Source organism: Marinomonas balearica (assembly GCF_004362145.1).
Classification (GTDB): Bacteria; Pseudomonadota; Gammaproteobacteria; order Pseudomonadales; family Marinomonadaceae; genus Marinomonas; species Marinomonas balearica.
In genome coordinates, this window is the sequence record NZ_SNXC01000012.1 from 312,038 (window position 1) to 328,811 (window position 16,774).

At 44.6% G+C, this 16,774-nt stretch carries 8 protein-coding genes; 3 read left to right on the top strand and 5 right to left on the bottom strand.

What is annotated here, in order from left to right; genetic code table 11:
- Positions 1-64: 64 nt before the first annotated feature.
- A complete protein-coding gene (locus tag DFP79_RS11295; RefSeq protein ID WP_133504048.1) occupies positions 65-1,177 on the top strand; it encodes a TRAP transporter substrate-binding protein in 1,113 nt (370 codons plus the stop codon).
- A gap of 117 nt (positions 1,178-1,294) precedes the next feature.
- Here the strand turns inward: DFP79_RS11295 and DFP79_RS11300 are convergent, their stop codons facing one another.
- Positions 1,295-3,439, bottom strand: a complete 2,145-nt coding sequence (locus tag DFP79_RS11300; RefSeq protein ID WP_133504049.1) for an NAD(P)-binding protein — start codon at positions 3,437-3,439, stop codon at positions 1,295-1,297.
- Between the two features lie 248 nt (positions 3,440-3,687).
- Between DFP79_RS11300 and DFP79_RS11305 the strand changes: the two genes are divergently transcribed.
- Positions 3,688-10,386, top strand: a complete 6,699-nt coding sequence (locus DFP79_RS11305; RefSeq protein ID WP_133504050.1) for a response regulator — start codon at positions 3,688-3,690, stop codon at positions 10,384-10,386.
- A 7-nt stretch (positions 10,387-10,393) separates the two neighbouring features.
- Entirely contained in the window at positions 10,394-11,338 is a 945-nt protein-coding gene (locus tag DFP79_RS11310; RefSeq protein ID WP_133504051.1) for a diguanylate cyclase domain-containing protein, read from the top strand.
- Between the two features lie 116 nt (positions 11,339-11,454).
- Here DFP79_RS11310 and DFP79_RS11315 read toward each other — a convergent pair whose 3' ends face one another.
- The 4 genes from DFP79_RS11315 to DFP79_RS11330 all read right to left on the bottom strand — a co-directional run bounded on the left by DFP79_RS11315 (position 11,455) and on the right by DFP79_RS11330 (position 16,736).
- Positions 11,455-12,144, bottom strand: coding sequence for a 1-pyrroline-5-carboxylate dehydrogenase (locus DFP79_RS11315; protein WP_133504052.1), 690 nt, complete (start codon positions 12,142-12,144; stop codon positions 11,455-11,457).
- A gap of 27 nt (positions 12,145-12,171) precedes the next feature.
- Positions 12,172-15,294: a bifunctional proline dehydrogenase/L-glutamate gamma-semialdehyde dehydrogenase PutA gene (gene putA / locus DFP79_RS11320; protein WP_133504053.1), complete on the bottom strand. Its 3,123-nt coding sequence runs from the start codon at positions 15,292-15,294 to the stop codon at positions 12,172-12,174.
- 273 nt (positions 15,295-15,567) lie between these two features.
- Entirely contained in the window at positions 15,568-16,341 is a 774-nt protein-coding gene (locus DFP79_RS11325; RefSeq protein ID WP_133504054.1) for an AraC family transcriptional regulator, read from the bottom strand.
- 92 nt (positions 16,342-16,433) lie between these two features.
- Entirely contained in the window at positions 16,434-16,736 is a 303-nt protein-coding gene (locus DFP79_RS11330; protein ID WP_133504055.1) for a putative quinol monooxygenase, read from the bottom strand.
- Positions 16,737-16,774: the final 38 nt, after the last annotated feature.

Sequence of the window (16,774 nt, forward strand, 5' to 3'; positions counted from 1 at the left end):
ACTGTTTGCGGTAACGAATTAATCGTTCTGTAAATAATAAAAACAAACCTCCCAAGGAGTAATAATGCTAAAAATAAATAAATGGGGTAAGTGGGCACTGGCGGGTGTCACTGCGGCGATGCTGTCTGCATGTGGCGGATCTGATAAGCCGCAAGAAGCGGTCAAAGCAGAACCAAAGCCAGAGAAGATAGAATGGAAAATGGTCACGACTTGGCCAAAGAACTTTCCTGGTTTAGGCACGGGCGCTGAATATATGGCCAAAAACATCACTGAGATGTCGGGCGGTAGGCTGACAGTGAAGGTGTATGCGGCGGGTGAGTTGGTTCCACCTCTAGAGATTTTTGATGCGGTATCGCGCGGTACGGCAGAGCTTGGGCACGGTGCGTCATATTACTGGAAAGGCAAAGTCCCAGCGGCACAATTTTTCACTGCCGTACCTTTTGGTATGACCGCTCAGGAGATCAATTCATGGATCTACCACGGTGGCGGCATGGCGCTGTGGGAAGAAATTTATGAGCCTTTCAATCTGATTCCTTTGACCTCTGGTAACAGTGGGGTACAGATGGGAGGATGGTTTAATAAAGAGATCAAATCCTTGGAAGACTTTCAGGGGTTGAAAATGCGCATTCCGGGTTTGGGTGGCGAAGTGTTGTCTAAAGTGGGCGGAACGCCGATTAACCTACCGGGTGGTGAGATCTTTACAGCATTGCAAACTGGCACAATTGACGCAACTGAGTTTGTTGGGCCATACAATGACTTAGCATTTGGTTTGTACAAAGCTGCGAAATACTACTATTACCCAGGTTGGCATGAGCCAGGCTCTGAAATGGAATTGCTGGTAAACAAACAAGCATTTGAAGCGTTGCCAAAGGACTTGCAAGCCATTGTGAGAGCGGCTTCGCGTCAGGCAACGCAAGACATGCTTGATGAATTTACGGCTAAAAATAATGACGCCTTGCAAACATTGATTAATGAGCACAATGTCGATCTTCGCCCATTCCCTAAAGATGTGTTAAAAGCACTGAAAAAAGCGTCTGAGGAAACATTGGATGAAGTGGCGGCAGGCGATGAAATGAGCAAAAAAGTTTATGAATCCTTCAAAAACTTTATGAGCAAAGTGTCGGCGTGGCATTCGGTGTCGGAACGAGCGTATATTAATGCACGGGATACCGAGTAAAAACAAATCGTTTTATCCTGCGATATAACGGGATATAACCACAAAAAAATAGCGCTAGGAAGGTGACTCCTGAGCGCTATTTTTTTGGTACTTTGAGTGCTCTAATGAGCGCTCATTTTATTTTTTAGGGTTGATAATCGCGTCCGCGGTTTGCATACCTGACAATGTTGCAGATTCTACACAGCCCATGTTAAAGCCATTCTGAATCCAATCACCCGTTAATAGCAGGTTATCAAAGCCACTTTCATCGGTTTTTAGACGGTATTGAGTCGTGCCTGTGATGGCTTGTACATAACGCTCTGATGGGTCGATGTTTGAACGCCAGTATTGGCTATCGAACCTGCTTTCTCCTGTTGATTCACTGGTATCGGATAACCAGTTCCATTCAAACTCGCCAGGTTTTGGGTTGGCATTGTTCATAAATGGATGAAATCTCTCTGTCATCATGGTTTTAGTGAGCTGTTTAACGGAGGCTTTTTGATCAATTGGGTATTGAGGGTTTGGCGCGTCCGGTGCTGGAGTGGTTGGCGTAAACGTCCCACAGAAATAGCTGATGTTTTTGGGTGTTGCGTCTACCGGCCAGTCTTCAACCTTGGTCAAATAGCTTACCGATGCCCAGTTATCTACTTGTTGTGTAGCGTACCCTAGCCACTCAGGCTCAAGGCTGCCTTTTTTGTAAGCAGGCCAGCCAAGCTCTTTTACATCTTTGTTGAACCAAAGTTGGAACGCTTGAGTGCATACCGCTTCCACTTTTTCGGTCATTTGAGCCATTTTAGGACTCTTTTCAAGCAAAGAGGGCGCAACATAAGGAATCGATGCGACCGACATACCCAATACAACACGATCAAAGTCGACACCTGCGACCAGCTCGATCTGAGGCTGATTGTAAATTTCAGGCCAGTTTGTCCACATCGATTCAAGATCAATGTTATGAGCAATGAGTTTTTCTGCGATGTCGTCTTCAATCTGCTCATAGCGCGGAGTAGACGGCCAACATGGTAAGCCTTTTACATCGACGAGAGGGTCATATCCTTTGCTTTCGTCTTTAAGCTCGACCTGCTTAGCAATTTTGATCTTTTCAACAATTGGATTGCCGCTGGCATCGGTACCTGCTACCAATTCCTGAACGTTATGGAAAAACTTAAATTTCACGCCTATTTGGTTTAGTACTTGGTAGTAAGGCCCAAACACCACGTCGCCCATTCCGGCGTGCATTCGATAAACGAAGGTGCCATTGCCATGAGTCGCGCCGTATATCACTGCATTTAAGAAGGTACCGGTTTCCAGATTAGGTTGATTAACGTCGCCGTCTTTATAAGCAAAGAAACCACAATAGACTGTTTTTAAAAATGGACCATTAAGTGTGTCTTCACTAGCGCCGTGATTCTTCATCCAGTCTGCGAATTCAATGTTGTTAAGGTGATCGTAGTGGTCATGTTCTCCGCCATCCTTAAACATACCGATGGCAAGTGTCAGTCCGAAATCCGCCATTAGCCACAAACGGGTAACGCACAGCTCAGCTTCTGATACATCATGTTTGGTAATATCAATGCCAAGCCGTTTACTTAACATGAGTCGCAATACGGGATTTTTTAGCAGTGGTAGTAAGTTTTCTGCTTTTTCACAGACTTCTTCAAGGGTCTTTCTTAAGTCTATTAGTATGTCTACCAGCCCAGTGTCAGTGGTATTGTCAACGTTATCCTCAAAACGTTCGAATTGCGTTTCTGCTTGTTCAATTACGCTTATTAGGCTGTCAAACTTAGGGTGGCTGTCCAGAGTATTTTTAAGCGGAGAAAAAAATTGTTGGATGATTTGTACAATCTTTTCAGCAAATGATGTGTCATCGTTCACTTGTGACGAATTGTCAAAAAAGGCTTCGAGGTCTAATACCCACGGAATCCATTCATCTTTGTAGTATTGTGCCATTGCGGTCGAATTATGGGGAACAAATGCTTCGTCAAACGTTTGCATAGGCCCACTATTTCGATTGAGTTCTTCATAGCATTCGCGCATAAACTTTATGGAATTTTGGTAAAAGCCAAACCAAACGTGAATGCCATGCTCTTCAATGCGCGCATGCTCTTCCATGTTGCGACCGCTGGCACCTTTGCCGCCATTTCTCCAACCGAGTTGGTAAATCGTTATATCGTACTTCTCCTGCCAATTGTCTTCCCTTGTTAAGCGAAACGCAGTGGTTATGGCAGAAACGCCACCGCCTAAAATTGCGATTTTTTCGGGTGTATTTTGATTTAGCGAATGCATATTACCTTCCTTATAGTCGTGTTATCGGTGCGTACTTTCTTTGTTACTCGTTGTCACCGAGCATAAAAGTGCAACCACTTTTCATGTAATATGGTTTTAATATGTTAAATTTATTGAAACGTCTTGCACTTCTTTTACAATTTACCATAGGGTTATGACGGTACAAGTAGGGTATTGCAACAGGTTATTACATTGCTTCACATACTCTCTCTCTTTTAGAATGTTCTCTGACGTTAGGGAAATAGGAAATGATCGAAATTCCGGGTTATCAAGTCCAATCATTGCTTTCTGAGGGGAAAAACTCTCTGGTATTCAAAGCGATTAGGCAGGTGGATTCGCTGCCTGTTGCTATGAAGCTATTACGTGATGAGTTTCCCACAATAGATCAGATTAACGCTTTTAAACGGGAATATTCGATTTGCAGTAAGTTGGAGCATGTAACCGGCGTTGTTAACGTAATGGCATTAGAACGCTATGAAAGTTCGGTATGCATTGTGTATGAGTACGTTAGTGGGTCAAGCTTAAGTACTTATTTAACGCAACATTCAGTTTCATTACGTGAAGCACTCTCTATTGCTCTGAGAATCGCTACGTCATTATCTGAAATACACGGTGAACAGGTCATACACGGCGATTTAACGCCACGTAACATTTTATGGGACAGTCGCCAAGATACCTTGAAGTTGCTCGACTTTGGTATCGCGTGTGAATTTGGTGTACGTGAACCTAGGTCTCATAGTCAGAACTTTTTAGGGTCGCTTCATTATACTTCTCCAGAACAAACTGGACGAGTTAATCGCGCATTGGATTATCGTGCAGATTATTATTCACTTGGAGCAACACTGTATCACCTGCTGTCAGCGCAGCCTCCTTTTGAAACCGAAGACCCTGTTCATCTTATTCATTGCCATCTTGCTGTTGAGCCGACTCCTCTCGTTTCCTTAATTTCGAGTGTTCCTAAAGCCGTTTCCGACGTGGTTCAAAAGCTGTTGGCGAAAACACCAGAAGGTCGATATCAAAGCGCATCTGGTTTAATTCATGATTTACGCCGCTGCATTGATGAGTTGGATTTACATAACAAAATCTCGGACTTTATGATTGGTCAAAGGGACCAGTCGTCCAGCTTTTCAATATCGAATAAGCTGTATGGACGAGAAAAGCAGATTGCTCAGCTGTCTAACGCCGTGGATTCGAGCTTTTCTGGCGACGCGGTATTTGGGTTGATCAGTGGTTATGCTGGCATCGGTAAGTCAGCGCTTATCAACGAGCTACGTCAGCCTATTGAAGCAAAAAATGGCTTCTTCATTCAGGGGAAGTTTGACCAATACAATCGTGACTTACCTTACTCGGCGATCAAAAGCGCTTGTCATGATCTAATTGGCCAAATTCTGTCAGAAGACGAAACGAAAATTGAAGTATGGCGAGAAAGCCTAGTCGATGTTCTGGGTGAGAACGGTCGCGTCATGACGGATTTTATTCCCGATTTGTCTTTGATTATAGGGGATCAGCCTAAACTGGCAGATGTATCTGCGATTGAATCTCAAAATCGATTCAATATTGTGTTTCCGCGTTTTATAGAGCTATTTAGCGATGAAAAGCATCCTTTAGTGATTTTTTGGGATGACTTACAGTGGGCTGACAGTGCCTCGTTGCAATTGATCGAAAATATCGCACGAAACAGCCAAATGCATCACCTCCTATTGCTTGGCGCTTATCGAGAAAATGAGATAACAGCTGCGGATAAGTTGCTCTTAGTGTTGAAAGAAATACGTCAACAAGCGCATTTTCGTGTGATTAATATTTCTTTAGAGGCGCTGTCTCTTGAGCATGTGGAATCCTTAATCGCAGATACGGTTAACCGAAATGATCCTGATCAGAAAGCATTAGCGAAGCGTTGCTTTAACAAAACATTGGGGAATCCATTTTTCTTAAACCAATTGTTGGAAGCATTGCATAAAGAGGCGTTACTGTATTTTGATCGACTAGACGGTCGATGGTCATGGAACATAGACCGCATTGATGCGTGGCAGGTGTCGGATAACGTCGTAGATTTGATGCAGAGTAAGATCCACCGATTGCCGCAGGAAAGTCAGACGCTATGTCAACTTGCAGCCTGTATAGGGAACGAGTTTGATTTGGTGACGCTTGCGAGTTTGGACAATCGTGAAATCAACGATGTTGAACAACATATTCACAATGCCGTATCGCAAGGTATTGTTATTTATAAAGGGCGTCTATCCTCCACGCGTTCAACTTCATCAATGCGATATCGTTTTCTGCATGATCAAGTACAGCAAGCTGCCTACTTTTTGGCGTCCGACGTTGAACGATCGGATGCACACTTTAAACTTGGTAAGTTGCTGATTGGACGTGATAAAGGTGAATTGGTTGCAGAAGATCTATTTAGCATCGTAAATCATCTTAATCGATCTATCAGTTTGATTGACTCAGAAGAATTTAAGTTAAAGCTGGTTCACTACAACCTCGCCGCTTGCCAACGAGCAAAACGCACAAACGCATACGATTTGGCATTAACCTACATCAACGTTGCTAACGAATTGTTAGGAGAGAGTGCTTGGGAAGCGAATAGCGACCTTAAGTTCGAATGTACGAAAGAAAGTGCTGAAGCGGAACAACTGTGCGGCGATATTGAGGCCGCTCATGCCCATTGCCATGCGTTATTAGAGCACGCTAGCAGCGACCTAGCCAAAGCCGACGTTTATGCTTTGCAAACAGAGTTGTATTCGAATCATGGGCGCTTTTCTGAAGCGCTTGAGTCTGGCTGCGCTGGCATTCGCTTGCTGGGAATACATTGGCCTGATGATTCTGAAGAGCTTGAGCAAGCAATGTTGAGTGAATCAGAGCGTATTAATGCGTATTTAGCAAATAATACTGTGTCGTCCCTGCTTGCTCTTCCAGAAATGTCGGACGCAACGCAAGTGACATTGAGCAAGCTATACGGTCTTATTTGGGGGCCGGCTATCAATGTTAATTTGCCGATGAGTACGTTAGCGGTTGTCAAAATGGTGGTGCAGTCTATCGAATATGGCAACGGAGATATCTCGCCATTTGGGTATGCAAACTACGGCTCGATGTTAAGTGCGTTCTTTGGCGACTATCAGTCGGGTTACGACTTTGGTGAATTGGCAGTAAACCTCGTCGAAAAAACGAACAATATCCCATATCGATGTAAGGTCTACACCATGTTCGGTGTAACCAACAGTGCATGGACTATTCCTGTAAGAGAGAGCATAAAACTACTGCGTGTTGCATTGACTGCGGGAATGGATGTTGGAGATCGTATCTGGATTAGTTACAGCGCTTTCCATATTTTAAAGCTGATGAAATTGGCGGGTTTCTCTATCGCTGAGCTTCAGGCAGAAACGAAAACGATCCGCCCGATAATTGAGAGTATGGGGGATCCCAATACAATCGAAGTATTGGAAATACTAGAAAGAAACAATCGCCTTCTTTCTGGTGAAAGCAGCAATTTGTATTCTTGGGATGAAGAAGGGTTTAGTGAAGACGAATTCGTTCAGGGGATGGAAGATCAAAAACATGCCTTGTGTCTGAATTATTATCACACGTCAAAAATGCTGGAATGCCTTCTATTTGGTCGTTTTGAGGAAGGTGTTGCCATGGCGAATCAAGCAGAAGCAACCTTGCCTGCGACGTTTGGTTGGTTAACGAATGCGGAATATTATTTTATACAAAGTCTGTTATTGACTTCACTTGAAGACGGTCACCCGTTTGTTGAGCGTCGCCAAAAACAGCTGCATAGTAATCTCAGCCGTTTAAAAGATTGGGCAAATCACAATGCGCATAATTTTATCCATAGAGAGCTTTTGTTAGAGGCAGAAATTGCTCGGCTCGAAGGAAACGACACCAGTGCCATTGATTTGTATGACAAAGCCATTGAGCTGGCTTTAGATAACGGATTCAAACAGCATGCCGCACTCGCAAATGAGCTGGCCGCGCGCTTTTGGCAGAATAAAAATAAGCGTAAGTTTGCTTACTATTATCTGCGAGAAGCGCATCACGGTTACATGAGCTGGGGCGCATACGCAAAAGCAAATCAACTCGAGAAAGATTATCCCGAATTAATTCGCAGCCGCGATACATATTCGGAACACTACACCTCCCAGAGTTTCTCTGAGACCACCATTAGCTCAGGTAATTTGGATCTAATGTCGGTCATGAGAGCCGTTCAAATTATTTCTGAAGAAATCGTACTTGAGCAGCTGCTTGAGAAAATGATGTCGACCATTTTGGCGGAGGCTGGCGCTCAAAAGGGCACGCTCGTTCTAAATATGGATGGGCAATGGCGAGTTCAGGCATCGGGAAATATTCAAGGTGATGAAATTGAGGTTATGCAAGATCGTGCGCTGTCAGATGACTTGAAGCATGAGCTACCGCTGTCCATTATTACCTATGTTAGACGTACTCATGTGCCTGTGATCATTGATGATGCGCGTCAAAATAACAATTATCGTAAAGATGTCTATGTGGCGAAAAACGGACCTCTGTCTGTTCTGTGTTACCCAATATTGAAGCGTGGGAAAATCATAGGATTGTTGTATTTGGAGAACAACTTAGTCTCTTCTGCGTTTACATCCGATCGTTTGCAGGCGCTCAATATTCTAGCGGGACAAGCCGCTATCTCCATAGAAAATGCCATGGTTTACGAAACGCTTGAAAAGCGTGTAAACAAACGGACAGAGCAATTGAACGACGCCAAGGTGCTTGCTGAGGAAGCGAACCGCGCTAAATCGTTGTTTCTTGCTACTATGAGCCATGAAATTCGAACGCCGATGAACGCCATTATTGGTCTAAGTCGCTTGATACTTAAGACGCCGCTTAACACAGATCAAAAAGACTTTATGGACAAAGTCCTTGAATCCGCAGAAGGGTTACTGGGCATTATCAACGATATTCTGGATTACTCGAAAATCGAAGCGCATAAAATGGTTCTGGAGCAAACGCGATTTGAGCTGCAAGATGTCCTTTCTAGAATCATTACTGTCTGCTCACTCAAGGCAAAAGAAAAAGGTTTGGAGTTGCACATCGATATTGCTCCCGATGTGCCGACCGTGCTGCTGGGCGACCCTCTTCGTTTACAGCAAGTGCTGACAAATTTGGTAATCAATGCCATCAAGTTCACTGAAATCGGCTTTATCGGCATTCGAGTGAGTTTGGAAGAGTCGAATGACGAACTGCCTCATGTTCGATTTGATGTGACCGATTCAGGCGTCGGGTTAACGCAAGATCATCAACGAGAATTGTTTAAACCCTTTACGCAGGCAGATGCTTCGATCACACGTAAATACGGTGGTACGGGCTTAGGGCTGGCAATCTGTAGGCAGTTAGTTGAGCTTATGAAGGGGAGCATATGGGTGCGTAGCCACTTTGGCAAAGGCTCAACATTCGGATTTAGAATCCCAGTTCATACTTATCAAGAAGAAGGGGACCTTGCTTACAAGAATTTGGACTTTTCTAAAGTCAAAGTATTGGTGGTGGATGACAGTAACGTTGCACGACGAGCACTCGTGTATATGCTCAAAGAAATAGGCGTTCAATGCGATAATGTTGGTGCGCCAATTGAAGCGTTAGAGTGCATTCGCGAAGGCAATAATGCCGCAACGAACTACGATATCCTTTTGATGGAACGTTATCTCGCAGGCGTGGATTGCCTTGATACAATACGCAAAATAAAGAAAGAATCATCCAACCCAAATTTGGCGGGCGTGATTGTGTCGTCGTTTTCAGAGGAAGAAAAACAATTATTATGTGACGATCATGTCGTAGATGATGTCTTAGATAAACCCGTCGACTTGAGCTCATTGCGCCAGATCTTAATTGAGCATTTCCCTGATAGACTCATGGAAATGGGATCCACTGCTGACCAGACCGAGGAAACCGCGGATTTAAAACATAAGCGGGTCTTACTAGTGGAAGACAATGAGCTGAATCGTCGCGTTGTTATGGGATATTTGGAAGAGTCTGAACTCATTATAGACACGGCGCATAATGGGCAGGAAGCATTAGATAAGGTGGGTAACGCCCACTATGATCTGGTATTAATGGATCTTCAAATGCCGGTAATGGATGGCTTAACCGCGACTCGAAAAATTCGTACATTTTTTGATAAGAATGCACTCCCAATTGTAGCCATGACCGCTCATGCCAGTGTAGAAGATAAACAACGATGTCTAGAAGCCGGCATGAACGATTATGTCACTAAACCGATTGATATTGACGAGTTGTACAGGGCTTTAAGACGACATGTGTCATCGTCCACAGAAACGCCTTTGCAAGAGCCGTTGTCTGGAGAGGAAGCAGATGTGAACTTTGTTCAGTCGTTGTATAACGAAGTAGGGTTGGATACTCATCGTGCACTGTCTCGCCTTAAGCAGCGTTTACCTCTTTATGTGAGCACAGTCATTGAGTTTAATGCTTTATATCGAAATGTGGTTGAGGAACTTCAAGCTTGTTTAAAAAGTGATGATCGTGAAGCGCTCTATATTAAAGTTCATTCACTTAAGTCGAACTTAGCCTACATTGGGGCAATGTCCGCGTTTGAATTGGTACAAGATCTTGAGACGTCACTCGCAAATAACAAACCTTCTAACATTGAATTTGAGCGAGTTTGTTCAATATTGAGCCCTTTATTGAAAAAAGTTGACCAATCGGTAACAAATTTCATAAATTGCTCGCAAACTGAGCAAGAATTTAGTATATCTTCACTCAATGATTTAGTTTCTGAAATACAAACTCGTCTCGAACAGTCCGATTTTTCAGTCGAAAAGTACCTTAACGAACTGAAAAATGTCACTAAAGAGACGCCATGGTATGAACATGTTTTAGTGATAGATAAGCTAGTGGATGACGTTGAGTTTGAAAAAGCCGCTACTGTAATTACTGAGCTAAAAAAGCAACTCGAGCTATAGTACTTTTATGATTAGCAAAGAACGGCCAACCGTACTCATCGTTGATGATGAAAAGAGTAATTTGCGTATTCTCAGCGATATATTACGAGAAGACGTTAGCGTGATTTTGGCGAAGGACGGTCGACAAGCCATCGCCAAAGCAAGGCAAATGAAACCAGATTTGATGTTGCTTGACGTTGTTATGCCGGGTATGGACGGTTTTTCTGTTATCTCGGAATTAAAAAGATTACCGGAAACCAGCTCAATCCCTGTTATTTTTGTCAGTGCGTTGAGTGACGTTGACAGCGAGGCAAATGGACTTAGGCTTGGCGCATGCGATTATATCCATAAACCGTTCCATGCAGATATTGTTAAAGCCAGAGTGCAATTGCATTTGAAGCTTCTTCAGCAGCGCTCCATGCTTGAGCGCCTTTCCAACATCGACCCTCTTACGTCTGTGGCAAATAGACGTAAGTTTGATGAAAGCCTTAAGGTAACGTGGGAGCAAAGCCAAGAGCAAAAGTTTCCGTTTGCCTTGGTCATGATTGATGTCGATTATTTTAAACAGTATAACGATACGTTTGGCCATGCTGCGGGTGATGCGGTACTAGAGAAGGTGGCCGCAGCCATTGAATCTTGTATCGACCCAGAAGACGATTTGGTTGCGCGATACGGCGGAGAAGAGTTCGTACTGGTGCTCACTAAAAAAGACGAAGAGTGTACACAACGCCTTACAAAAGCGTGTTGGAACGCAGTGAAAGAGCTGAACATTCCTCATTTACGAGAAGATTCTATAGAACATATAACGGTGAGTATGGGAGGCGTATATTGTTCGCCTGATTCTACTTCAGAGCCGTTGGAGGCACTCGGTGAGGCCGATCAATTGCTTTACAAAGCAAAGCAGAACGGTCGCAACTGTATCCTGTGGGGAGTGGGGCAAAACTCTTCTACGAACAACCCTCTTTGTGTCTAGTTATTAATGTGAGTTCTCAAATTTCTGGATTTGAGAACTCACACGTAAGTGCTATATCCGCGATAACCTCGTCCCATTTTATCTTAAATCTATGTCTGTTTGGACGTGTTCCTTTCTTACTGATCCTCGTGGCTGCCCAATGCGAGTAAGCTAGCATTTCCCCCAATGGCTGTGGTGTTCGTGCTTACCGTTTGTTCTGTTACAAAACGCAGTACGTAATGTGGTGCGGCAATGGTTGATAAGTTTTGCCAGTCAGTCTCTTCGCACAGCTGGGAAATGAGCCCCGACTTCATGGACAGTTTTTGGTTTAAATCTTGAGCTGTATTCTGATCACATATAGCCGCAACCCCCGCTAAATGATCGGCGGCGATAATCGAGTCTTGGGCTGAATCTGCGACATTTTGTACAATATGTTCTGGCAACACCGAGGCAAGTGAATCCATTAACTTCTGCCCTTCAACTCCGACCGTAATCACAGTGTTGCCAGCAATTAAAGCAGCATATACTTGACCAACAAGGCCTACTTTTACTTGCTCGCTGGTTGTATCGGTTGCAGTACACAGAAAGACGCCTCGACCGCGCGTGGAGAGCTCATTGCTTTCCCCTGTAGGCCCCGGCATTGTGTGTGGCTCACTTATTTGGCGCATCGCATTGTCAATTTGCCATGTTGCCATAGACGCTTGATTTTCACTCAGCAGCCGAGCTGAGCGTGTCAGTAGATTTGCACGTGCTTCAACGCCTAGACTGTCCCAATGTTCGAACACCTCTAACGCGACGTTAATTTGAATGGGTTGTACGATAGACATAATACGCTTCTCCTTTTTTAACGTCGTTTAAATGTATTGTTCAATAGCAAAACGTTGTAAATAGTGAGGGCCGCCTGCTTTAGGACCCGTGCCCGATAAGCCTTGTCCACCGAAGGGTTGAACCCCTACCACAGCGCCGACTTGATCGCGGTTGATGTAGAGATTGCCAACACGAGCGCGTTGAGCGATTCGAGCGCAGGTCGTCTCGTTACGGCTGTGAACGCCCATCGTCAGGCCGAACCCTGAGCGGTTGATCGTATCAATGATGTTATCTAGGTCGTGTGCTTGGTAACGAACAACATGCAAAATAGGGCCGAATTTTTCGTCGGTAAGCTGATCGATGGACTCTATTTCAAATGCGGTTGGTGCTACGAAGGTGCCGTTGTTTGCAACGTCTGGCAAGTCGGATTGAGCAATCAATTTACCGACAGATCTCATATGTTCAATGTGCTCTAGCAACATGTCTTGCGCTTTTTTATCGATAACGGGCCCTACGTCGGTGCTGTGTAGGTAAGGTAACCCTACAGATTGTTCCTTCATTGCGCCCTTGATCATAGGAATGACTCTATCAGCAATGTCTGCCTGAACAAACATCACACGCAGTGCGGAACAACGCTGGCCTGAAGACGCAAAAGCAGAACGGACAGCGTCGCGAACAACCTGTTCTGGCAATGAGGTTGAATCAATGATCATCGCGTTCTGACCACCTGTTTCTGCAATGACTGGGACGGGCGCGACACCACGAGCGGCTAATGTACGATTGATTAACTGCGCTGTACCCGTAGAGCCTGTAAAAGCCACACCTGCGATGCGTTTGTCTTGGGTGAGCGGCGCACCGACTGTCGCGCCATCTCCTGGCAGAAAATGCAGTACATCGCTCGGAATGCCCGCTTCGTGTAGCATTTGAACTGCTCGGTAAGCAATCAAAGACGTTTGCTCGGCAGGCTTACAAATCACCGTGTTTCCGGATACCAGTGCGGCAACAACTTGACCGGTAAAGATGGCCAATGGGAAGTTCCATGGACTGATACATGCGAAAATACCGCGCCCTTTTAGTCGGATTGTTTTTGATTCACCTTGATAGTTCTTAAACGTCGTTGGGTGCTCAAATTGGTTACGTGCTTCTTGAGCGTAATAACGGCAAAAATCAACGGCTTCGCGAACTTCATCGATGCTGTCTTGAATGGTTTTTCCTGCCTCACGATGACAAAGCGCCATTAACTCAGGGTAGTTTTCTTCCATTAGATCGGCCATTTTATCTAAACACATAGCGCGTTCTGAAGCGGGTTTTGTGTTCCACTCAGGAAAAGCGGCTTCTGCTTTATCAATAGCACACGTCACAACGTTTTTATTGGCCCAATCTATACGTCCCGTGTTTTGGCTGTGATCATATGGACTGTTGATGATATGAGTGTCGCTGGTTTCGCTGTTCAGTCCGCCTACGATTGGAAAAGCTCGCCATTGCGTGCGTTGCCCCATAAAAGCATCTATTTTTGCTTTGAATGGTATCCATTCGGACTCTATTTCGATGTTGGGGCCGCATGAATTTTTACGGTTTTCAAACAGGTCGATGGGTAATTTTATGTGGGGATTATGAAGCGTTTTACGGCCTTTAAGGGTCGTAACGGGGTGATCGACAAGATCGGCGACTGGGTAGGTCGCATCAACAAGGCGGTGAACAAATGAGCTGTTTGCGCCGTTTTCGAGTAGGCGGCGAACTAGGTAGGGCAGTAAGTCCTTATGGCTTCCAACGGGTGCATAGATTCGTACACAAACATCGTGTTCTTTCATTAAACTGTTGTAAAGCGCATCGCCCATGCCGTGCAAACGTTGAAACTCAAACTCGTCATTGTAGGCACCTAGCTGCTCCGCCAGACAATAGATCGTGGCGATGGTATGAGCATTGTGACTCGCAAATTGTGGGAAGATATGCTGACGAGTGTGTTCGCTTAGCAAGAAGTGAGCGCAGGCTAAATAAGACACATCCGTCGATTCTTTTCGGGTATAGACAGGGTAGCCACTCAAGCCTTTTTGTTGGCAAAGCTTGATCTCAGAATCCCAATAAGCGCCTTTAACTAGGCGAACAGGGATACGGTCTCCTTGTTCTTTCGAAAGGGCTGCAAGCCATGTAAGGACGGGTAAAGCCCGTTTCGAATACGCCTGTATGACAAGACCGAATAGCCCCCAGCCTTTTGCGGCATCGTCGCGATATAATTTTTCAAAGAGACGCAAAGACAGTTCCAAACGATCCGCCTCTTCGGCATCAATCGTGATGCCAACGTTTAAAGCGCGGGCTTTTTTGATCAAGCCTTTCACGCTTTCAAAAAGCTCCGTCATCACACGTGCTTCATTGCCTGCTTCATAACGTGGGTGAAGTGCAGAAAGCTTGATGGAGATCGTTGGACGATGGCCTTTGTTGTCGGTATCTTTGCCAACGGACTCAACGGCGTCTTCATAGGATTTTAAGTATTTTCTGGCATCGTCTGAAGTTAAAGCCGCTTCACCGAGCATGTCGAATGAGTAGGTGTACCCCTTGTCACGGTAACTTTGTCCTCGTGTTAGCGCTTCATGAATACTGCGACCTAATACAAATTGATGTCCCATGATTTTCATCGCTTGATTCATCGCCTTACGAATGACAGGCTCAGAAACACGGTTAACCATACGATTGACTAGGTTAGCAGGTCGGCCGTCCTCCTTTTCATTCATGGTAACGACTTTACCTGTTAACATCAGACCCCAAGTTGATGCGTTTACAAAGAAAGAGTCGGAATTTTTAGCATGAGACGCCCAATCGGCAACGCTTAATCGGTCTTTAATGAAGGCATCTGCGGTTTCTTTGTCGGGTACTCGCATGAGCGCTTCCGCGAGACACATGAGCAAGATCCCTTCTTTCGTATCTAAGCTGTATTCCAGTAACAATGCGTCTATCATCGAGGTGGATTCGTCGTCTTTACGAACATTTTCAATGAGGTGGGTTGCAGCCTCTGTACATGTTTTTAATTGAGTATCCGTCGGCTGCGCTAAAGGCAGTAGCTGTGAGAGCCACTGATCCTCGTTTACTGTGTAAAGTGGCGAAATACGTTGCCAAAGTTCGTTCAGCGGACGCTGTATGAAGTTAGGTTGTAACACCTCTAGCGCGTTAAACATGATTCGATTCTCCCACTACAAACGCTAAGCAAAAATGCTCAGTAGTCACTGTCATTTTTATAGAACATGGCGTGCTTTCTAACGTAGTGAAACGTTGGAAATAAACACCTAAATAATAAGTACACTGTAGTCGTCAGTACTGGGATTCGTCTTTCTAAATAGTCGGTTTTTTTTACAGGAAAATCGGGTTGGGTGTGCGAATACGTGTGTTTTCTTAGACAAAAGCCATTGTCAGTACGAAGAGTCGTTCAATCTAGATGAAAAGGTCTCAGTTTATTGATCTCTGTGCTTTTTTTGATACTTTAAGGGTGTAATCCCCAAGGTTTGAGAAAAGACATTTGTCATTGCGCTTTGGCTGGAAAATCCACACATTTCGGCAACTTGAATAGAAGGATAGCCACTTTTTAAAAGCTCTTGCGCTCGTTCCAGTCGCTTGTTTACGAGGTACTGATGCGGGGTTTTTCCTGTATGTTCTTTAAAGCGTTCGTGAAACTGACTGACACTCAAAAAACAAAAATTGGCTAGTTGGCTAATGTGCACTTTTTTGGATAAATTTAGCTCAATAAACTGATCTAACTTATCAATGTCTAAATGGTTGCCTCGAATGCGCGAATTTTTATTGTTTAGTTGATGTCGAATCGCGCTTAGCAAGGTATTGCCGCATGCACGAGCCAGAATCGAGTCATCGGGGTATTGTTCTAACTCCCCTGATAATGCCGAGGCCAGTATCTGTAATCTTGGGTTGAGTTCAAAATACGCCGCTTGATCGAACAGGCGTGAAACGACTTCGTATTCTTCGTCCGTGATGGCTTTTTGTGGAGGAATTGGTAAATTAACCACCATGATGCGGTTTTGACCCAGTCCGGCGAAGGCATGGCCTTCTGAAGATGGAACAATGCACCCTTCGCCGACGTGAAGTTGGCGACTGTTACCCGTTATATTAAAGTCGGTGTTGCCGTCCAATACGACCACAAGCTGGTGGTAATCATGATCATGTGTATTCGCTTCAGCTGGTAAGCTAAAGACGTCAGAGTCGAAATTGGACAACTAACAACCTATTCTCATCAAGTAAATTAGGGGCACTACTCGCCAGTTTTTAAAGTATAACGACGTTTACAAAGGTTGAGTAGCGCTAAGTTTTAGAAAGCGTCTCGTCTAGCGTGTTCTTCCAAATACAGAACCTTATAGGGTTCGACTAAGTACTCTTTCAGTTGTTTAAATGCGGGCGACTGGGCGGCTAAATTGGCGAAGTTTTGATGGTCTTCGATAGAATCCCATTTCTCAATTTCGACGATTCTATTGCGAGTGTCTGTGTCTTGAAGCAAAGAAACGGTCTGAGCTCCAGCATTGATCATGTTGGATTGATTCGATTCCAGTAGCTTCATGAAAGGTTGAAGTTTATTGGGTTTGACTTTGAAACTAACGACAGCGGTCACGCTCATAGTGTACTCCTGTTACAGGCTTTTCTATGAGTGTGGTA